The 21,281-nt window shown below is 31.9% G+C and carries 24 protein-coding genes; 19 read left to right on the top strand and 5 right to left on the bottom strand.

Annotation, left to right across the window (positions count from 1 at the left end):
- Nucleotides 1-434: 434 nt before the first annotated feature.
- The 10 genes from ACM6UH_RS11690 (at nt 435) to ACM6UH_RS11645 (ending at nt 9,929) form a co-directional block, all read left to right on the top strand.
- Entirely contained in the window at nt 435-848 is a 414-nt protein-coding gene (locus ACM6UH_RS11690; RefSeq protein WP_047502830.1) for a DUF1934 domain-containing protein, read from the top strand.
- Complete coding sequence (argS, locus tag ACM6UH_RS11685; protein ID WP_002484052.1) at nt 849-2,516, top strand: arginine--tRNA ligase; 1,668 nt, start codon at nt 849-851, stop codon at nt 2,514-2,516.
- Between the two features lie 128 nt (nt 2,517-2,644).
- Nucleotides 2,645-3,289 (top strand): endonuclease III domain-containing protein, encoded by a 645-nt coding sequence (locus ACM6UH_RS11680; RefSeq protein WP_011303750.1) that lies wholly within the window; start codon nt 2,645-2,647, stop codon nt 3,287-3,289.
- A 183-nt stretch (nt 3,290-3,472) separates the two neighbouring features.
- A complete protein-coding gene (locus tag ACM6UH_RS11675; RefSeq protein WP_011303749.1) occupies nt 3,473-4,357 on the top strand; it encodes an ABC transporter substrate-binding protein in 885 nt (294 codons plus the stop codon).
- A gap of 175 nt (nt 4,358-4,532) precedes the next feature.
- Entirely contained in the window at nt 4,533-5,483 is a 951-nt protein-coding gene (locus ACM6UH_RS11670) for a FecCD family ABC transporter permease (protein ID WP_433911967.1), read from the top strand.
- 96 nt (nt 5,484-5,579) lie between these two features.
- Complete coding sequence (locus ACM6UH_RS11665) at nt 5,580-6,281, top strand: HAD family hydrolase (RefSeq protein ID WP_011303747.1); 702 nt, start codon at nt 5,580-5,582, stop codon at nt 6,279-6,281.
- Nucleotides 6,282-7,082, top strand: coding sequence for an alpha/beta fold hydrolase (locus ACM6UH_RS11660; RefSeq protein ID WP_048787185.1), 801 nt, complete (start codon nt 6,282-6,284; stop codon nt 7,080-7,082). It abuts the gene before it with no gap.
- Nucleotides 7,083-7,252: 170 nt separating this feature from the next.
- A complete protein-coding gene (locus tag ACM6UH_RS11655) occupies nt 7,253-7,762 on the top strand; it encodes an SA0570 family protein (RefSeq protein WP_011303745.1) in 510 nt (169 codons plus the stop codon).
- A 445-nt stretch (nt 7,763-8,207) separates the two neighbouring features.
- A complete protein-coding gene (locus ACM6UH_RS11650) occupies nt 8,208-8,918 on the top strand; it encodes a membrane protein (RefSeq protein WP_011303744.1) in 711 nt (236 codons plus the stop codon).
- A gap of 207 nt (nt 8,919-9,125) precedes the next feature.
- Complete coding sequence (locus ACM6UH_RS11645) at nt 9,126-9,929, top strand: alpha/beta fold hydrolase (protein ID WP_433911966.1); 804 nt, start codon at nt 9,126-9,128, stop codon at nt 9,927-9,929.
- A gap of 266 nt (nt 9,930-10,195) precedes the next feature.
- Here ACM6UH_RS11645 and sarA read toward each other — a convergent pair whose 3' ends face one another.
- The 3 genes from sarA to ACM6UH_RS11630 form a co-directional block, all read right to left on the bottom strand.
- Nucleotides 10,196-10,570, bottom strand: a complete 375-nt coding sequence (gene sarA, locus ACM6UH_RS11640; RefSeq protein WP_002484043.1) for a global transcriptional regulator SarA — start codon at nt 10,568-10,570, stop codon at nt 10,196-10,198.
- Between the two features lie 360 nt (nt 10,571-10,930).
- A complete protein-coding gene (locus ACM6UH_RS11635; protein WP_231097715.1) occupies nt 10,931-11,872 on the bottom strand; it encodes an efflux RND transporter periplasmic adaptor subunit in 942 nt (313 codons plus the stop codon).
- Between the two features lie 108 nt (nt 11,873-11,980).
- Complete coding sequence (locus tag ACM6UH_RS11630; protein ID WP_433911965.1) at nt 11,981-12,910, bottom strand: DMT family transporter; 930 nt, start codon at nt 12,908-12,910, stop codon at nt 11,981-11,983.
- 225 nt (nt 12,911-13,135) lie between these two features.
- On the opposite strand from ACM6UH_RS11630, the gene ACM6UH_RS11625 reads away from it, so the two are divergent.
- Complete coding sequence (locus ACM6UH_RS11625) at nt 13,136-13,369, top strand: hypothetical protein (protein ID WP_011303740.1); 234 nt, start codon at nt 13,136-13,138, stop codon at nt 13,367-13,369.
- Between the two features lie 497 nt (nt 13,370-13,866).
- Here ACM6UH_RS11625 and ACM6UH_RS11620 read toward each other — a convergent pair whose 3' ends face one another.
- Nucleotides 13,867-14,085: a DUF2922 domain-containing protein gene (locus tag ACM6UH_RS11620; RefSeq protein WP_011303739.1), complete on the bottom strand. Its 219-nt coding sequence runs from the start codon at nt 14,083-14,085 to the stop codon at nt 13,867-13,869.
- 18 nt (nt 14,086-14,103) lie between these two features.
- The gene (gene sroA / locus ACM6UH_RS11615; RefSeq protein WP_002484039.1) at nt 14,104-14,310 is read right to left on the bottom strand and encodes a sigS mRNA-stabilizing protein SroA; all 207 of its coding nucleotides are present in this window, start codon (nt 14,308-14,310) and stop codon (nt 14,104-14,106) included.
- 147 nt (nt 14,311-14,457) lie between these two features.
- Here sroA and ACM6UH_RS11610 point away from each other — a divergent pair, with 147 nt between their 5' ends.
- Genes ACM6UH_RS11610 through ACM6UH_RS11575 form a run of 8 tightly spaced genes read left to right on the top strand, consistent with a single transcriptional unit; the run spans nt 14,458 to nt 20,883 of the window.
- Entirely contained in the window at nt 14,458-15,009 is a 552-nt protein-coding gene (locus ACM6UH_RS11610) for a tyrosine-type recombinase/integrase (protein ID WP_002484038.1), read from the top strand.
- A 24-nt stretch (nt 15,010-15,033) separates the two neighbouring features.
- Nucleotides 15,034-17,430 carry a DUF4040 family protein gene (locus tag ACM6UH_RS11605; RefSeq protein WP_048787182.1) on the top strand — a complete coding sequence of 799 codons (2,397 nt, stop codon included), beginning with the start codon at nt 15,034-15,036 and terminating at the stop codon, nt 17,428-17,430.
- On the top strand, nt 17,417-17,842 hold the full coding sequence (gene mnhB2 / locus ACM6UH_RS11600) for a Na+/H+ antiporter Mnh2 subunit B (RefSeq protein ID WP_011303737.1): 426 nt from the start codon (nt 17,417-17,419) through the stop codon (nt 17,840-17,842). Before ACM6UH_RS11605 ends, mnhB2 begins: the two co-directional genes overlap by 14 nt.
- Nucleotides 17,839-18,189, top strand: a complete 351-nt coding sequence (gene mnhC2 / locus ACM6UH_RS11595; protein WP_011303736.1) for a Na+/H+ antiporter Mnh2 subunit C — start codon at nt 17,839-17,841, stop codon at nt 18,187-18,189. Before mnhB2 ends, mnhC2 begins: the two co-directional genes overlap by 4 nt.
- Complete coding sequence (mnhD2, locus tag ACM6UH_RS11590; RefSeq protein WP_433912016.1) at nt 18,182-19,681, top strand: Na+/H+ antiporter Mnh2 subunit D; 1,500 nt, start codon at nt 18,182-18,184, stop codon at nt 19,679-19,681. Before mnhC2 ends, mnhD2 begins: the two co-directional genes overlap by 8 nt.
- Nucleotides 19,681-20,163 carry a Na+/H+ antiporter Mnh2 subunit E gene (gene mnhE2, locus ACM6UH_RS11585; RefSeq protein ID WP_011303734.1) on the top strand — a complete coding sequence of 161 codons (483 nt, stop codon included), beginning with the start codon at nt 19,681-19,683 and terminating at the stop codon, nt 20,161-20,163. The genes mnhD2 and mnhE2 overlap by 1 nt, the downstream gene beginning before the upstream one ends.
- Complete coding sequence (gene mnhF2, locus ACM6UH_RS11580) at nt 20,160-20,462, top strand: Na+/H+ antiporter Mnh2 subunit F (protein WP_002484032.1); 303 nt, start codon at nt 20,160-20,162, stop codon at nt 20,460-20,462. Before mnhE2 ends, mnhF2 begins: the two co-directional genes overlap by 4 nt.
- Entirely contained in the window at nt 20,437-20,883 is a 447-nt protein-coding gene (locus ACM6UH_RS11575; protein WP_011303733.1) for a Na+/H+ antiporter subunit G, read from the top strand. Before mnhF2 ends, ACM6UH_RS11575 begins: the two co-directional genes overlap by 26 nt.
- Nucleotides 20,884-21,281: the final 398 nt, after the last annotated feature.

The following is a 21,281-nucleotide window of genomic DNA, read 5'->3' as shown; positions in this document are numbered from 1 at the left end:
TAGGGATGTGGGACAGAAAGTGAATTTTAAATAATCTTTCATAGCCCTACGTATCCTATTAAGCCACAGATGCTTAATACCATATGTTCCCTAATTAAAGGGCATGTATAAGAACTACTAAAATTTCGAGTGGATTACATGAGCAAATGCTCATGCATTAGAACTACTAGAATGGTTAAGGATTACGTGCGCTAAAACGAATGCATAAGAACTACTCATTCACATAAAATGTGAAAGTAGTTCTGAAAAACAGCTTTAAAGAGGTTTAGACTATCAAAGTCGGAACCTCTTTTTTAATGTCATGTGTTATTACAAATAATTGGATTTTAGCTATGTAACATAACATCCTTAAAAACGATTTATCAACTGTATAGCGACTATCAAGTATGCTATAATGGTTTGTATTATTTTAAAAGATTAGGGTGAAACGTACATTGGAAAACAATGTTAATATCCAAACGAAACAAGTTGTTAAACAATTTGAAAATAAAGAGAAATTTACAGCAAATACGCAAGGGCATTGGCAAAAACGTAATGCAGAATTTATACGTTATCAAGAAGAAATTGATGGTGTTGCTGTCAATGTAACTGTTAAAATTGAAGAAACAGGTGTGAAAATCATTCGTAAGGGTGAAATCAAAATGAATCTCCATTTTGTAGAAGGTGAAGATACGATTACTTTGTATGAAATTACTGGAGGACGTATACCTTTAACTGTGCGAACACATTCTATTCTGCATTTTGTAACGGAACATGGTGGTAAATTAAAAGTGCATTATGATTTAATACAAGATGATGAAAAAATGGGATCTTACCAATATGAAATTACTTATAAGGAGCAGTCTTAAATGAATATAATTGATCAAGTGAAACAAACGTTGATTGAAGAAATTAACCACAGTATTCAAAAAGCAGCGTTAGCTGAGGCAAGTGATATACCAGATATTAAAATAGAAATACCTAAAGACGATGCAAATGGTGATTATTCTACAAACATCGCGATGGTATTGACGAAAATAGCAAAGCGTAATCCTCGTGAAATTGCGCAAGCGATTGTCGATCATTTAGATACGACAGCTGCTAATGTTGAAAAAGTTCAAATTGCAGGACCTGGATTTATTAATTTCTACTTAGATAATGCTTATTTAACTGAAATTATCTCAGAGGCTATAGATAAAGATGAAAAATTTGGTAGCACTGCCGAACAAAATGGCAAAAATATATTATTAGAATATGTGTCAGCTAACCCAACTGGAGATCTACATATTGGCCACGCACGTAACGCTGCTGTAGGTGATACACTTGCTAATATTTTAACTGCGGCTGGTTATCATGTAACTAGAGAATATTATGTGAATGATGCGGGTAATCAAATTACGAATTTAGCGCGTTCAATAGAAGCACGTTATTTTGAAGCGCTTGGAGATGATTCATTTGAAATGCCTGAGGGTGGCTATCATGGTAAAGACATCATTAATATTGGTAAAGATTTAGCCGAAAAACAACCTGAACTTAAAGATTTGTCAGAAGATGAACGTATTAAGACATTTAGAAAATTGGGCGTAGATTATGAAATGGAAAAATTAAGAACAGATTTATCTGATTTTAATACGCATTTTGATAATTGGTTTAGTGAAACGTCTTTATACGAAAAAGGTGAAATTACAGAAGTATTAAACAAAATGTCTGAGCTTGGCTACACATATGAACAAGATGGTGCAACGTGGTTGCGTACGACAGATTTTAAAGATGACAAAGACAGAGTGTTAATTAAAAATGATGGCAATTATACGTATTTCTTACCAGACATTGCATATCATTTTGATAAAATCAAACGTGGTAACGATACGTTAATTAATTTATTTGGTGCGGATCATCATGGGTATATCAATCGTCTTAAGGCTTCATTAGAAACGTTTGGTGTTGAAAGTGACCGTCTTGAAATACAAATCATGCAAATGGTTCGTTTAATGCAAGATGGACAAGAAGTTAAGATGAGCAAACGTACTGGGAATGCAATCACGTTACGAGAAATTATGGATGAAGTTGGCGTAGACGCAGCACGTTATTTCCTCACAATGCGTAGCCCTGACACACACTTTGATTTCGATATGGAACTTGCGAAACAAGAATCACAAGATAATCCAGTTTACTATGCACAATATGCACATGCGCGTATTTGTTCTATATTGAAACAAGCTGCTGAAAGAGGTATTACACCATCTAAAGATGCGGATTATACCTTGATTACAAATGATAAAGCGATTGATTTATTGAAGAAAGTTGCTGAATTTGAAACAACAATTCAAAGTGCGGCTGCCAATAGAGCACCACATAGAATTACAAACTATATTCAAGATTTAGCATCACACTTCCATAAATTTTATAATGCTGAAAAAGTATTAACAGATGATGTTGAAAAAACAAAAGCATTGATTGCACTTATAGATGCAGTAAGAATTACGTTGCGTAATGCGCTAAGTTTAGTTGGTGTAAATGCACCAGAAACAATGTAAACGGAAAGTGTAATGGTTGAGAGCTAGTATTAGGTTTGTCATGGATGAAGAGAGATGTTTCATTCAAGTGACAAATCTTACTAGCTCTTTTTGTTAGTGAAAATAAGCGTGCAAATGAGGTGTTTAAAATGACATTGGATACAGAAAGTTTATATCGCATTTTATATAAGCATATGGGGCCACAAGGTTGGTGGCCTGCAGATTCAAAAATAGAAATCATTTTGGGAGCGATTTTAGTTCAAAATACGAATTGGCGAAACGCAGCCTATGCCATTGATTCATTAAAACAAGCTACTCTATTGGATCCACACCATATCTTGAATTTAGAATTAGAAGATCTACAAACATTAATTAAGTCGAGTGGATTTTATAAAAATAAAGCGAAAACCATACTGGCATTACTAAGTTGGTTGCATCAATACGATTTTGACTATAAAGCCATTGCTGATAAATATCATACTAATCTTAGAGACCAGTTGTTGCATATAAAAGGTGTTGGAAGTGAAACAGCCGATGTACTCATCGTTTATGTATTTGAAGGTATCGAATACATACCTGACAGTTACACAAGAAGAATTTATCGTTTACTCGGATATGAACATACAGAACAATATGACAAATTGAAACGCAACGTATCATTACCTGAAACCTTTACGAACCAAGATGCAAATGAATTTCATGCTTTATTGGATAATTTTGGAAAAAATTATTTTAACGGCAATGCCTCACATCAATATACATTTTTAGATGAATACTTTGAATACAATGACTAAAATGATATAGAAATTAGACTCTAATCAGTATTAATTAAGGGTTATCATCAATCAAATAATAGAAAGTTTATATATATGTGTAGCTTAAAAAATTAAATTAAATAGTTATTTTTAAAAATAATAGTAAAAAGCGCATGAAAATTTGATATGATTAAAGCAAATCATAAACTAGGAGATTATATCATGAAAAAGCAATTTAAAGTCATTTATCTTTTTATTATTTTAGCTGTTATATTGGCTGCATGTAGTACCAATTCTGACAAATCCACTAAAAACGAGCAGTCAGAAAAATCATATGACAGAATTATTTCTCTTATTCCTAGTAATACGGAAATATTGTATGAATTGGGTCTAGGAGATAAAGTGGTCGGTGTATCAACTGTAGATGACTATCCGAAAGAGGTAAAAGATAAAAAACAGTTTGATGCTATGAAATTAAATAAAGAGGCGTTATTAAAGGCTAAACCTGATTTAATACTCGCACATGAATCTCAGAAATCAACAGATGGTAAAGTACTGAATGGATTGAAAGACAGTGGTGTTAAAGTGGTCTATGTTAAAGATGCACAATCTATTGATGAGATGTATGAAACTTTTAAGCAGGTCGGTAAAGTGACAGGTAAAGAAAAAGAAGCCAATGCGTTAGTGAAAGAGACTAAAAATAATATTAAAAAAGTTGTGAATTCAGTGCCAAAAGACGCAAAATCTCAAAAGGTTTTTATGGAAGTATCTTCAGAACCTGAGATTTATACGGCAGGAAAAAATACATTTTTTGATGATATGTTGAAGCAACTGAAAGCTAAAAATAGCTTTTCAAATCTAGATGGTTGGCAAAAAGTTAGCAAAGAAGCAATTATTAAGAAAAATCCAGATGTGATGATTTCAACGATGGGTATTTCAGAAAAAGATTATCAACAAATTATCGACAAGAGAGGCGGATTTGAATCATTAAATGCTGTGCAAAAAGGTAGAATTGAAGCGGTGAATGGTGATCAAATTTCTCGACCAGGACCTCGTATTGATGATGGTCTCAAAGCTTTAAGAGATGCAATTTATAATGAAAAATAGTCAGTGTAGTGAGTTCTAATTAAAAAGATTATTTAAGTAACACCCTGAAGTTTGTTTGTACATACTTTTCAGGGTGTTTTTTCTGATTAATAATTTATAATAAATGGGATAGTGTTCGATGTGTTCAGATGGTATTGTAGGAGAGTGAAGATTTATTTGAAAGTGTGGCAAAAACATGAAGTATACTAAAACAATGTGTTTATGGATTGTGTTCATTATCATTAGTTTATTGCTGAGCTTATTTTGGGGTTTGGGTGATATAAGTGATACGCTATCACAAACAATATTATATCAAGTAAGAATTCCACGTACTTTACAAGCCTTGTTAGCCGGTGTTGGTTTAACACTTGCTGGACATATGTTTCAAACATTGTTGAACAACCCGCTTGCAGATAGTTTTACATTAGGATTGGCAAGTGGTGCTACATTTGGATCTGGGCTAGCTGTCGTTATAGGCGTTTCATTTATTTGGTTACCTATATTTTCAGTGTTATTTAGCATAATGACTTTAATACTGGTTATTGCACTAACCAGTGTAATGTCTAGAGGGTATCCGGTTAGAACACTAATCTTGGCTGGCATAATGATTGGTGCATTATTTAATGCATTTTTATATGTGCTCATTATTTTTAATCAAGAAAAAATGAACAATATCGTTAATTATATGTTTGGTGGCTTCTCATCTGCAGAATATAACGAAGTGATTTATATCGGTATTGTATTATCCATAGGTATGATAATTTTATTGAGTTTGGTGTCAAAAATTAAAATATTACAGCTTGGTGATTTACGAGCTCAGTCATTGGGGCTTAATGTGCGTAGTGTAACGTATAGTGTCTTGTTAATCGCCTCCATCATAACTGCCGTCATTGTTGCATATGTAGGTGTTATTGGATTTATTGGGATGGTTATTCCACAGCTCGTACGAAGAAGTCGCGCACATTATAATCTAAGACAACAAATGTTATTGAATATTGTGATTGGTGGTACAATTATGGTACTTTCAGATTGGTTAGGTAGTGTCGTAGTAGACCCTTTCCAAGTACCAGCTAGTATTATACTCGCATTGTTGGGGATTCCCGTATTGTTTTACATTATCGCGACACAACCGCGAATGCAAGAATAGTCATTTTAAGGTAAAATAAATAAATCAGATTGCAGTAAATACAGGGAATAATATCATTTTTAATAGAGTGACATATTAATTAAAGAGGTTATGATAATGGATTTAACACAAATAAAAGCGATTGTATTTGATTTAGAAGGCACCCTTTTGGATAGAAAAAAATCACGCGAGAAATTTATAGAAGAACAATATGAGCGGTTTCATGATTATTTAGTACGTATTCAATTAGCAGATTTTAAGAGAAAATTTATAGAGTTAGACGATGATGAAGACCATGATAAACCAGAACTTTATAAAGCCATCATTAAAGATTTTCATGTCGATCGATTAACATGGAGAGACTTGTTTAATGATTTTGAAATGCATTTTTATCGCTATGTGTTTCCATACTATGACACATTGTATACTTTAGAGAAATTAACAGAAAGTGGTTATCTAACAGGTGTTATCGCCAATGGCAGATCTAAAATTAAACAATACCGAATGCACGCCTTAGGTGTAGAAGATGCTATAAACTACTTATCTACTTCAGAAACAGTGGGTTATCGAAAACCACATCCGAAAATTTTTGAAGACATGCTTGATCAATTAGGTACTCAACCTGAAGAAACAATGTATGTAGGTGATGACCCATTAAATGATGTTGCGCCAGCAAGAGCAATGGGAATGGTAAGTGTGTGGTTTAAAGAAGATGATGAAGTGGATGTTGAACCATTGCCAGAAGAAGTTGATTTCACGATTAACACGACAGAAGAATTATTATCTATATTACCAATTGCAAAGAAAGGAAGAGAATAAATGAATTTATTTACAACAAGCGACGGTACTGCGCTCAATTACAGAACGAGTGGTGAAGGCAATGCAATAGTGATGATTCACACTGCATTCGATAATTTAACAGTATTTGATATAATCGAAGAAAATTTTACTGATGATAACCAAGTTATACTTGTTGATTTAAGAGGTCACGGATACTCTGACAAACCACAACATATTGATTTCAAGGAATATGCTGAAGATATTAAAGAGCTATTAGACTATTTATATGTCACACAAGCATCATTGATTGGTCATGAATTAGGAGGATCTGTTGCTAGCGCATTTGCAGCAATGTATCCAGAAATGGCTGACTCAATTACATTAGTAAATCCAACGCTGTTAAACGATATGTCTCCAGAAGAACGTTTATATCGCAGGTATGCCAATCAAATTAGAAATTGGGATAAAGAAGAACAACAGAAATTTTTAGATAAGCATTTATATTACTCAAAACGTAAAGCTAAGAAATTCTTAAAACATGTAGATAATACAAATGGTATCGCTACAGAAGCAGAATTAGAAGCAGTCAAAGATTCATTTAATGACAATAATATCATGAGTTATTTAAGTGAAATTGATTTACCTATTTTGATTATTGCTGGTCAACATGGTGAAAGAACAACCATTGTTGAAGCGAAAGAAGTGGGAGATTATATTGGTGAAGTACAATTTGAAACATTTACTGCGTCTGGATTATATCCATTTGTTGAAGAAAAAGATAAATTTGTAGATTTGGTGTTAAAATTTATCAAAGACAATGAAAAAGAATTAACATATTAACCTTCAATTCGATATGAATGAAAGTTTGTAAGTGCTGTTATGCAGCAATTTTTTATTACAAGTCGCACTGTTTTTGTAATCTTATTGTAACAATACTGTTATTTTAGTAACATTTATAGTACAATATGGGTGAGCACAAAGAAACTTATAAACAGAAGGAGAGCGTGCTTATGAAAAAATTATTTGCAGCAGTAATCGTATCGGGGTTAGCACTTTCCGGAATGAGCACAGGTAGTGTTGATGCCGCGTCAGGTAACTCTATCCAAAATGTTAAATCACTGCAACAAGGAGATACAACGTTAGAAGGTGCGAAAATCGGCGAACCTGTTCAAAACTTATTGAAATCTAATGATGTATCCGTATACTCACACAGACCGGATGGCAAAGAACATTATTATGAATTTAAAAAAGATAATGGTGTACTTGTTGTAACAGCTGACGGTAAAAAGAACAACGGTAAAATTACGCGTGTTTCTATGAGTTATAATGATACAAACGGTCCAACTTACAAAGCGGTTAAAAACATTGTTGGTAGTAATGCTGTTACACGTGAGCATTATAATAATGTAACTGGTAATTTCGGTTATGTTCAAGACAATGATTTATCATATCAATTTAGTTCTTCATCACCAAGTGATAAAAACATTAAATTGTACCGTATTGATTTGACTGAATCATAAATATCAGTGAAACAATGTAAATAGCTTATATAAGCTGAAACGCATGCGCAAATATTGCTACAATGCGTTATTGGTTACAAGCATTGCGACATTTGCATAAGAACTACTTTTTCACGAAAGAGTAGTTCTATAGAAAACGATGTATTAACGTCACTTGAGTTAGAGATAGTCGCTAACGTATAATATAAATTAGAGTCTGGGACTTATATAGTGTCTCAGACTCTAATTTATATTGGACATTAAATCATACGAATAAGCAATGGCTTGTGTATGGTAAATCAAGTGGGGGTTTCGAAACCTTTATTGAAAATGAAATTATCTATCCTGTACTTGTTATTTTATTGTTAAAATCAAGTGTAGTATGAGATTATTAAAGAAACAGCTTTGATATCTCAACTACAATAGTGTTGATAGATTAAAGTGAATTTTATAAAAGGAGTCAAATATGAGAGTTAACGATAAGGTTTTAGTAGAAAATATTAATGACTATTTTACTCATAAAGGTCTTTCTCCAAACTTAATAGAAGATATTAAAGAGAAATTAAAAAAGGATTTCCAAAAATCTGAAGCCAAAGATGAAGACTATATTGAATATAGACGAAAATCACCAGCAGAAATAATACTAACGATTCAACGCAATTTATTCACACTACAACTCAATCCTATTATTTTTTTTATTGTTAATTTTATTTTACTTTCTTACTTATATGATAAGCAATATGTATCATTTCAGGCAGCTACGGGCACCTCTATTTTTTACTTTTTAATTATTTTACCAATTTCAATCTTCATATACTTGCGAATTGATTGGAAGAATTATTTATACAGTAATAAGTTTGAAATGGTGATTGGCTTAGTAGTGGCCATTGCTGCGTTTGTTCTCGTGATATTACATACATTTGATATTAATTTAGGTATTGTAGCAGTTACAATATATGCACATCAAGTCGTATTTTTTATAGGTATATTATTCAGTATTTCAGGTATTTATTTTAAAAGATTAGAGTTTACAGGAATTGGATTACTATTATGTCAAAAAACAATTGATGCGATGATTGGAAACGCGAGTATTGCACAAATTGGCTCAATCATTATTTGGATATTATTGTTAATTGTCATTATTTATTATACAATCCGCATCTCTTCTAGAAATTAATAGTATTTATGATTTAAACACTTAAATGAAGCGAACACGTTTCAGTGCTAAACACCTAAGGTATGGTGTGGCATTGGAACGTGTTTTTTTATTTATAAGCATGTATTTAATGTTAATTGAATATGGGGACATAATTTAAAATTAAAAAGAGAGCATAAGGCGATTCAATTACGGGTATATGAATTTTGTAAAGGGAGGTGGCCCAAAATGGAAAAAGTCGCAACAAATTATAACAACGAGATTGCATACATCCGAGAGGGTCAAGGTTTTCCTGTGATACTGATTCATGGCCTAGATGGCAACATGGCTTCATTATATAGCCTAAAAGATGAATTAAAACATAAATTTGAAGTAATTGTTTATGATGTAAGAGGACACGGTAAATCAACAAAAAAGAATTCGTTTAATTTAGAAGATCATGTAGAAGATTTAAAGGCTTTGATGACAAAATTGAATATTTCATCTGCACATCTTATTGGTCATGACATAGGAGGATTAATTGCAAAGCATTTCACTGATAAATATGGATCAATGGTCGCAACATTAACTTTAATTGCTTGTAATCTTATTGATAGTGTACATGCTTTAAATAAATTAATGATTGAGCACCAAGATGAAATTGAAGGTTTTGATAAATCTGAAGCACTGATATTATTATTGCCTTATATGTATAAAGAACAAGAAAAAGCTAAGAAATGGTTTCAAAATCAATTGATTTATAGTAGACAATCAGCAGAAGATAGTGCTGTAGCCACACGAGCATTAATGAATTTTCCTGTATTTAATAAAGATGTTGTTATTAAACAAACGGATGTGCCTACATTAATTGTTAATGGTGTATATGATCCTTTAATGACAACAGAGACTATTGAAAAATATCATTATGCATTTAAAAGACTGCAAATACAGACATTTAATGAATCAGGTCATGCCCCACATATTGAAGAACCAGAACATTTTTTAGATGTTTACAGTGATTTTATAAAGGCTAATGAATTTCAAAAAGAATAATTAGATTTAGTGGATTTTTAAAGCAATGAATATATCAACATAGTTGCAGAATGAAGTGTTTTGAATTTTAGATAAAATTGAGATGAGACAGAAACCAAATTTTAAAAACTTGGTTTCTGTCTCAGTTATGTAATTAAAGATGCTTAGGATGTAGGCACAGCTAAAATACATAAATAGGGGTATTTTAATATAACAAATACCTGTCTTATCATAGTCAAAGAGGCCGAGACATGCATTACATGTCTCGGCCTCTTTTGATAGTAAGCTTAAACTTCTTTTTCGTCGTTAGCTTCTTTAATGCGATCATTCACACGTGATAATAACTCGTTAATTTTTTTACGTTGTTTAGTGTTAACTAAAATTAATACTGTTCTTTCATCATGTTCATTACGTTTTTTATCGAAATAATCTTCTTGAGATAAGTTTTTAACTGCTTTAACAACTTGAGGTTGTTTATAGTTCAAATGATTAATAATATCTTTTAAATAATATTCTTCACTTTCGTGTTCGCTAATATAAGTTAATACAGCAAACTCCTCGAAACTTATTGAAAATTCTTTTTTGATAATTCCTTTTAATTTATCAGCGTAAGTAACCATCGCTAATAATTCAAAGCAATCATTGATTTTGGTGATAGCCATCCTTATTCCTCCCTATTTTATTGCCCAATCAAATATACATGTTAAAAGTGTTTTTGTATAAATATTTGTCTTAATTCAAAGTTAAATACAAAGAGTTTATCATAATTTGCAGACCTATTATATTTGAGTAAAATATATTAAAACTGCTATTATTTAGTTTATTATAACTAAATAAAAATAGAAAGTAAACAAAAAACTGTTTAAGCGGTACATGAATGATTTAAGATATTAATTCAATTCTTTAAATACCAATGAGGGAAATATAATTAATATTTCTCATTTTCAATTTTCCATGATTTGATAAAATTACTAAAAAAATAATTTCTAATTAAAGATGTTTACTATTTATACCGTGTACGTTTAATTTTTCGACAGAACATGATTTGCATTTTTAGCAATTGTATCGCCTATATTTAAACCTTCTATAACTTTCATATCTTTGTTATTACCCAATTTTTCTGTTTTAATAACCCGTTTAATAAATTTTTTATTTCTTTGTAAAAAAACAAATTGCTTTTTATATATTGCAGTTTTTGGAATTTCAATAGTGTAATTAGGTTTTTCTACGCGTAAATGCCGACCGAATTTAATATCCGGTGTTGAACTGATTTCAACATGATACTGAGATGATTTTGTATTAGCTTCAGTATTTAAAGGTAATTTACTAATGAAATTTACAGTACCTGTGAAACTATGACCTGGATCAATGCATATGTGTACTTTATCCTTTAATTCCAATGTATTTACTATTGATTCTGGAACTTTAGCTTTGATTATAGCACTGGGATTAAAAATTTGCAGAATAAGACCATTATTTTGAGAAGGCACACGTTGATTAATGGCAATTTGACCATCCATCGATGCGTAAATCGTTGTGCGTAGTTGTGTTTGCAGGGTTTCAATTTCATGTTGTGTACGATTTCTTTCAATTGAGATTGTAGGATACTTAAGTGGGTCAATGTTATTCAAGTGGGCTAAGTATTTTTGTTTAGAAGTGATTTGGTGCTCGATGTCAACATTGTAATATTCAAATAGGGGCTGGTTCTTATTGACGTGTTCTTCATTCTTAACAAACCAATTGTGGATGATGCCTTTATTTGAATCGAAAAAAATATTTGTTAGTTGAGAAGGCGATTGTATACCTGTGAAGTGTTGTGGTTCTTTATATTGAATTTTGAGTGTTTCCACTGTATGGGGATGCTCAGTATGAGACTTTGTTAAATAGAGCCAGCTTAGTAGGGTGATACTACAAAATAAAGCGAGTAGTGTGATAAAAATTAAAAATTTCCGCAAAGAAGTCACCTCTTGATGTTTTGATAACCCTATTATACTGCGGTGTAGCATTGCTTTTCTATAAAAAAATAGCGTCATTTACCAAAAGTTTAAAGTAAATAACGCTACGATACATTTTTAGAATAATCTCAATAAAATAATACCAATCATTATCGCAATGATGCCAATGATTTTTCGCGTAGTGATTTTATTAATGCGCGTACCTAATAAACCAAAATGATCAATGATTACACCCATTAGCATTTGACCTAACATAACGATAATCGTCGTTAGTGCAGCACCAAGATGTGGCATTAATATGATATTTGTAGTTACGAATACAACCCCCAGTATACCACCGATAAAATAGATTGGTTTGAGTTTACCTTGTTTTGCATCGACTGTCTTGAGTTTAAGACTTCTATTAAATATCAATGTAAGTATGAATAGGACAATGGTACCAACCGCGAATGAAATCAATGAGGCCATAACAGATGAGTGTATTTGTTGACCTAAAGCACTATTGATAGCTGTTTGGATTGGAGGACAAAAACCAAAGATAAATCCAATCACTAACCAGATATAAACGGGTGATGACTTATTTGTTTCAATGGGTGTTCTTTTTACATAGTTCATAAGTATGATGCCGAAAATTAAAACAATGATACCTAGTACTTTAAAGATAATAAAAGGTTCTTGATTTGCACCAAACCAGCCAAAGGTATCAATCATGACGCCCATAATAATTTGACCAGATACAGTCATAACAACGGTTAATGACGCGCCTAAACGAGGTAATAGCAATAGATTACCAGTAAGGAAAATAACACCAAGCATACCACCGACAAACCATATGTAACTGAAAGATTGATTATTGTAAAACTGTGCTGTAAATACATGAGGATTGGTAATAAGATTAATTAAAATTAAAAAAATAGTTCCGGTTGCAAATGAGATTGTAGACGCATAGAATGAAGATTTCGTATAAAGACTTAATCTAGAGTTGATTGAAGTTTGAAAAGGAACCACCATACCTGCGACAATCCCGATTATATATAAGAGGATCATTAAATCACGCTTTCTTTCAAGATATATATACATTATATAGGAAAGAGAAAAATATGCATACATTTAAATTCAATCAAGAAATATTTGTATATTACAGAAAATAATGTACACAATACACAAAATGTAATAAAATATGTATGTTGATAAATTTAGAATTTTAAAAATTAGCAAAATTAATCAATTTTAAATAACAGAAGTAATACAAGAAGTGAGTGACTATAGATAGTGAAACGGCTTTCCATAATTCGACTTTTAGATCAAGAAACTTTTTTCTTGGGTGTAGGTAGAAATGATAATATAAAAAAACATCAATTTTTAGAAGTGTTGAATTCAAGGCATTCTTATAAAAATTTAGCCCAAGTCGTCGAAGTATATGATCAGTATGCGATATGTAAAAAATTAGGTAAGAAAAAGATATTTTTTGGCGATACTGTTAGATTACGACCACATAGAGATTAAGCCACCTTCAAAAATAAAGGAGAACTAGTCCGTTCATGGATCAGTTCTCCTTTATTTTTAAAATCAATTATTAGATATCGACAATTCTGTAGGTGCTTATGAATACTGTTCTAAGCGTAGCATAACGTAACCAACTCATTACATTATGTATAAGTATATTCAAATACAAGGTTTATTGGTCTATTAACAATAATAGTTTAGTGAATTATCAATTTTCATAATAATGAAGAAAACGGCAATTTCTATTTGAATTAAATAGAAATTACCGTTGTTTTATTAATCTAAGATGTTTATGACCTATGCACCAGTTACTTTATAGCAATTGTAGGCGACCAACGTAATTAGATTTATAACTTACTTTCGTTCAAGTAAATGACATAGTCTGATTGTAGGGCATAGGTATCTACTTTAGCTAACTTTTTAAATCTTCTATATTTTGATTTAATAGTGTGACTAGGAAGTCCGTTATAAAAGTTTCTACCATTAAGTTAAATAGTTTAGTTTTCAAATATGAGTTTAGTAGATTTGTCTATAATCTGTGCTGAATGAATAGACGTTGGAATACCAGATTTAGGTCGTAAAATATCTAAATCTATGATTTTAGTCATACCTTCTTTAACTGCTGATTCGTTTACGAAGTGTTCAATTTTGGGTAATGGTAATTTGATTGCTTTATTTACTGCATCATTGAATATAAGCTCTAGGGTTTGTGACATTGTTTAGTGCCTCCTCATTTAGTTAATAGCTTCGGTCTTAATGACTTCTAGCTTGTCAAAACGTTCTCCAGTGATTTGTTCGATAATTGATTTAAAGCTTTTGAGTTGTTCTGGTGTCGCTTCAGTATTTAAATTAGTAAAGTGACGTTTGACCTGACTGGCTTTTCCATCTTTATCGTACAGTGTGCGTGACATTGTTACTGCAAGTTGACTAATTGTACTCATCTGTTTCAACCTCCTTTCACTATATATATCGAAATTAAATAGTGAATTGGCCAAAAATAATTTGAGAAATTTAAGTTAATCCCTTTCATGTGACATAAATATCATATATCATTAAATAAGAAACATTTATGGTTGAGAGGTGAATATATGAACCAAGTAGATCCAATTAGGGATATTAATGAGATAAAGGCAATGTATAAAGTACTTAGTTGTAAATCAAAACGTGATTATTTATTTTTTAAATTTGCGATACATACAGGTGTGAAACTGTCCGAATTATTAAACCTTTGTGTGAGTGATGTAAAAGGTGAAGAAAATAAAATTAAATATTATTGGCTTGAAGAACATGCATCGAATATTCATATTAGATTGCCAGATAAATTAAGAAATGAATTGGCACAATATATAGAAGAAGAGCATTTAGAGGATAGCCAATTATTATTTCAATCCAATAGAACATTGAAAGGTTTGTCACGTCAGCAGGCGTATAGAATTATACATGCTGCAGCAGTAGAACTAGGCATGTTACATATAGGTTTAACTACGCTTAGGAAAACATTTGCGTATCATGCGTATCAATCAGGTATTTCAATTTCTATTATTCAAAAGTATCTAGGTCATCAAACCACGTATGAAACGATGAAATTTATTGGTATTTCAACTAAAGCAAGTAAAACAACAATAGCTTTAAATTTATAAAATAATAACTAAAGGGGGGATACGATGAGTTTAGTATATCTACTAAGCACTTTAATATTAATAATGGTCATTCTATTATTTACACTGACAAATATAAAATTCCAGAAATATGCTGGACATATAGCACTTTTAGCACCCATAGTTGCTTCGGTTTACTTTTTGTATCAGCTACCATCTGTGATGCAAGGAAACTTTGTATCAGTTAAAATACCTTGGCTCACATTATTAGATATCAATATAGACTTTCGACTTGATGGTTTAAGTTTATTTTTTAGTTTATTAATTTCTCTTATTGGATTAGCCGTTGTTTATTATGCAACACAATACTTATCTAAAGAACATGATAATTTACCACGTTTTTATGTGTATTTATTATTATTTATGTTCAGTATGTTAGGCATTGTAACAGCTAACAATACAATTTTAATGTATGTATTCTGGGAATTAACAAGTGTTTCCTCATTTTTACTTATTGTTTATTGGTACAGTAAGGGTGATAGTCAGTTCGGTGCAATACAATCGTTTATGATTACAGTATTTGGTGGACTGGCATTATTGGCAGGTTTCATCATGATCTACATTGTAACTGGTACGAATTCAATCACTTCTATTATTGAACAGAGTGATAAAATTGCACAAAGTCATTTATTTATACCAATTATCATCCTGCTACTACTTGGCGCATTTACTAAATCTGCCCAATTTCCTTTCCATATATGGTTACCAAAAGCCATGGCAGCACCGACACCTGTGAGTGCGTATCTACATTCAGCTACTATGGTAAAAGCAGGTATCTTTTTACTATTTAGATTTACACCTGTATTAGGATTAAGTGATTTTTACATTTATAGTGTCACATTTGTTGGTTTAATTACGATGATTTTTGGTGCAGTGAATGCCACAAGACAATTTGATATGAAAGCAATATTAGCTTACTCAACCATTAGTCAATTAGGAATGATTGTTTCTATGGTAGGCCTTGGAGGTGGCTTTGCACAACATCCAACAGGTGAGTTGTCAAAAATTTATGGCATGATTTTATTTGCAGCACTATTCCATCTGATGAATCACGCATTATATAAAGGTGCCTTATTTATGGGCGTAGGTATTATCGACCATGAAACGGGTACAAGGGATATTCGCCGTTTATCTGGTTTGAAAAAAGTATTTCCAATCACACACATTGTGATGTTACTATCTGCTTTATCTATGGCAGGTATACCGTTTTTAAATGGCTTTTTAAGTAAAGAGATGTTCTTTGATGGATTAGTAAGTACATTTGAATTACCTCAATTTAATCTCACGCTTACAGTTATCATTACTGTAATCGGTGTGATCGCAAGTATATTCACATTGGTTTATGGTGTTTATATGATCAAAGAAGTATTCTGGGGAGACTATCAACAAGCAGACTTACCAAAAAAATCACCGCATGAACCATTTTTATTCACGCTACCTTCTGCAATTATGATGATTTTGTTACCGGTCATATTCTTTATTCCTAATCTATTTGGACATAATATCATTTTACCGGCATTACGAAGTATCACAATTGGAGAAAAAGTAGATCAAGTTGCACCGCATGTATCACAATGGCATGGCTTTAACTTACCGTTAATCTTAAGCTTAATTGTGATAGTAGTCGGATTTATCATGGCACTTAGAATTAATTGGAAAAAGTATGCAAATCAAGTGAAAGTAAAAACGATTACTGATTTATATTTAGGTTCATATAAACAATTTGAACATTATTCTGGTTATGGTATTCGCTCATTAATGAATAACCGTTTGAATCATTATATTACGATTACCTTGCTCATTTTTAGTATGGTTGTCATCTACGGTATGATTCAAGCTGGTTTCCCAGAAGTACATCAAATTCATGTAAGTGATTTCGGTCCGATAGAGGTCATTACGTTAATTGTTGTATTCGTCCTGGGTATTGCACTCACCTTTATTAGACAACGTTTAACTATGGTTGTCCTTAATGGGATTATTGGTTATTGTGTAACGATATTCTTTATCTTAATGAAAGCACCAGATTTAGCGTTAACGCAATTAGTAGTAGAAACAATAACAACAATTCTATTTATTGTTAGTTTCTCTAGACTGCCTAACGTACCACGTGCGAAAGTTAATAAAAAACGTGAAGCAGTCAAAATTATTGTTTCATTATTGATGGCAGTCATTGTTGTTACACTTGTATTTATTGCACAACAAGGTGATTCGATGCCAACAATTTCAACATTCTATCATGATGCATATAAATTAACAGGTGGTAAAAATATCGTGAATGCAATTCTTGGGGATTTTCGTGCCATAGATACATTGTTTGAAGGTATGGTACTCATTATTGCCGGATTAGGTATTTATACGCTACTTAACTTTAAAGAACGGAGGGGTCAAGATGAAAGAGAATGATGTTGTATTAAAAACCGTAACGAAGATCGTTGTGTTTATTTTGTTAACATTTGGATTCTACTTGTTTTTGGCAGGTCATAATAATCCAGGTGGCGGATTTATCGGCGGTCTCGTGTTTAGTTCAGCGTTTTTACTAATGTTCTTGGCTTTTGATGTTAAACAAGTATTAGTAGCGTTACCGCTTGATTTTAGAATTCTAATGATTTGTGGTTCATTACTATCATTTCTCACTGCTGTTGTACCTATGTTCTTTGGTAAACCGTTCCTTTACCAAACAGATGCTTATGTACAATTACCGTTATTAGGGGAAGTGCACTTAACGACAGTTACCGTATTTGAAGCGGGAATCGTATTAGCCGTTGTGGGTGTTGTTGTGACCGTTATGTTGTCTATCAGTGGTGGTCGTTCATGAATCTGATATTATTAATGGTCATTGGCTTCTTAATATTTATAGGGACGTATATGATATTATCAGTCAATTTAATCCGTATTGTTATAGGCATTTCGATTTATACACACGCAGGTAATTTAATTATTATGAGTATGGGTAATTATAGTAAAAATAAAGTGGAACCTTTAATAGGTGAAGGAAGTCAAAATTTTGTCGATCCTTTATTACAAGCCATTGTTTTAACGGCGATTGTTATTGGTTTTGCTATGACGGCTTTCCTTCTTGTATTAGTTTACAGAACCTATCGTGTGACAAAAGAAGATGAAATTGATGTATTGAGAGGTGATGACGACGATGCTAATGAGTAATTTATTGATTTTACCATTACTTCTGCCAGCTGTATGTGCTTTAGGCCTTGTGTTTATACGTACACACAGTAGATTATCTAGAATATTTTCTATCGGTACAATGGCAGTAACGACAGTTGTTTCATTGCTTCTACTAATTTATGTTATGTACCATAAGCCGATTGCTTTAGATTTTGGTGGTTGGCAAGCACCTTTTGGTATACAGTTTGTCGGTGACTCACTAAGTCTCTTATTGGTTACAACATCAAGTTTTGTTGTCACACTGATTATGGCATATGGATTTGGTAGAACTGAAAAACGTGCCATTCGTTATTATCTACCAAGTTTTATTTTGTTTTTAACAGTGGGTGTCATCGGTTCGTTCTTAACGGCAGATTTATTTAACATCTATGTTATGTTCGAAGTGATGTTACTAGCGTCATTTGTACTTATCACTTTGGGACAATCAGTTGAGCAGTTACGTGCAGCCATTATCTATGTAGTATTGAATATATTAGGTTCATGGTTACTCTTGCTCGGTGTTGGTTTGTTATACAAACTGACTGGTACACTAAACTTTACGCTTGTTGCACAAAGATTAAATGAAATGGATGATAAGAGTTCAATTGTCATTGTCTCTATGGTCTTCTTGATTGCATTCAGTGCCAAAGCAGCACTTGTGCTATTTATGTGGTTACCTAAGGCATATGCCGTATTAAATACTGAACTGGCTGCATTGTTTGCTGCTTTAATGACTAAAGTCGGTGCATATGCATTAATTCGTTTCTTCACATTAATATTTGATGAACATAGAGGTATTACACATCCATTATTAGTCTTTTTATCTTGTATTACGATGTTGATTGGTGCATTTGGTGTACTTGCTTATAGGGATATTAAGAAAATTGCTGCCTATCAAGTTATTCTATCGATTGGTTTCATAATTTTAGGATTAGGTACGAATACAATCGCTGGCGTAAACGGCGCGATCTTTTATTTAGCAAATGATATTGTAGTGAAAACATTGCTTTTCTTTATTATTGGTAGTTTGGTATACATTACTGGTCTTAGACAATATAAAAGTTTATATGGGCTTGCCAAACAAGAACCCTTCTTTGGTGTAGCTTTTGTAGTCATGATATTAGCAATCGGCGGCGTGCCACCATTTAGTGGTTTTCCAGGTAAAGTATTTATTTTTAAAGGTGCGATTGAAAATGGAAATTACATTGGTTTAGCATTAATGATTATAACGAGTTTAATTGCTATGTTTAGTTTATTTAGAATTTTCTTTGTGATGTACCTTGGTAATGAAAACAAAGGAGAGGCAATTGTATTTAATAAAATACCTACTTATCGTAAAAATTTAATCGGCGTACTGGTTGCTATGATCATCGTAATGGGCTTAGCCGCACCATTACTATTTAAAGTGACAGATAATGCGACACATTTAAATATGGATGATGGATTATATGAAAAAATGGTAAATCCTCATTTAATAAAGGGGGATAAATAATGAGACAAGTCTTACTTAATATTGTCATCGCATTTTTATGGGTATTATTTCAAGATGAAGACTCTTTTAAATTATCCACCTTCTTTGCAGGTTATCTCATTGGTATATTAGTTATCTATATTTTACACCGCTTTTTCGGCCAACAATTTTATTTAAAAAAAGTTTGGGTTGGTATTAAATTTTTAGCCGTGTATCTTTACCAATTAATAACATCAAGTATGACAATAATCAATTATATTTTATTTAAGACCAAAGATTTAAATCCAGGATTAGTGACTTATGAAACAACATTAGATAATGATTGGGAAGTCACATTCTTAACTATATTGATCATCATCACGCCAGGATCAACCGTAATTAGAATATCTAAAGAAAAGAAAAAGTTCTTTATACATGCAATTGACGTTTCCGACAAAGAGAAGCAAAAATTGTTGAAAAGTATTAGACAATATGAAGGACTCATATTGGAGGTGGCAGAATGATCGGCACACTAACAGATTTTTTCATAACAAGCGCACTGATTTTATTTGGTATTGCTTTATTATTAACTTTATTTAGATTAATTAAAGGACCGACCACTGCGGATAGAGTTGTCACATTCGATGCTGCTAGTGCTATATTGATGTCTATGGTTGGTTTGTTAAGTATTGTATTTGGAACTTTTTCGTTCTTGGATTCAATCTTACTTATCGCTATCATTTCATTCGTAAGTACGGTGTCAATTTCTAGATTTATAGAAGGGGGACACGTCTTCAATGCAAATAACAAGCGAAATCGTTAATCTAATCGCAGCAATTATGATTTTCTTAGGAAGTATCATTGCTTTAATAAGTTCTATTGGATTAATCAAATTCCAGGATGTTTTTTTACGAAGTCATGCAGCGACTAAAAGTTCTACGCTATCTGTATTATTAACGTTAGTGGGTGTTATCATATTCTTTATTTCTTCACAAGGCTATTTAAGTGTAAGACTAATATTAGCACTGGTGTTTATTAATTTAACATCTCCAGTTGGTGGACATTTGATTTCACGTGCCGCTTATCGAACTGGCGCTTATATGTATAGAAAAAGTGATGCACCAAGACAAACGAATATTTTACTGAGTTCCTCTGAAAACAATACGTTTGAGCAACTGAAACAACGTGCGCATGAACGTGAAGAACGAAGACGTAAAACTTATGAAAAAGAGCATGATTATTAATGAACGAATATAATCGCAGGAAGTAGGATGATGAGACCCGTTTCGGCTGGGTTTCCATGCTACTTCTTTTTTTGTTGTTAAGTACATGATGATAAAATATGATTGCTGCACAATGAATTTAATTGCTTAAATAAAAAGTTTTGTAGCAATAGAATGATATAAGAGTGAATAAATAAAAAATATGTATGAAATATTTTATTTTCAAGTGCAATACGTTTAAGTGATGGGGCATAAAATGATAAAATAAAATATATTTGTAATTGTGTTTATTTTTAAGTTCATTATCAAATTGGGGAATGAAATTAATTTGATAATTTGTGATTAAGAGTTTGGGACGCAATATATTCATGTAAAGACGATGTTATTTTTTGTTTCAACCTCAACAATTATGAAAGAAT

Origin of the sequence: Staphylococcus sp. LKG4-2, from assembly GCF_050955665.1 — a bacterium.
Taxonomy (GTDB): Bacteria; Bacillota; Bacilli; order Staphylococcales; family Staphylococcaceae; genus Staphylococcus; species Staphylococcus saprophyticus.
This window is presented reverse-complemented; position numbering and strand designations above follow the sequence as displayed.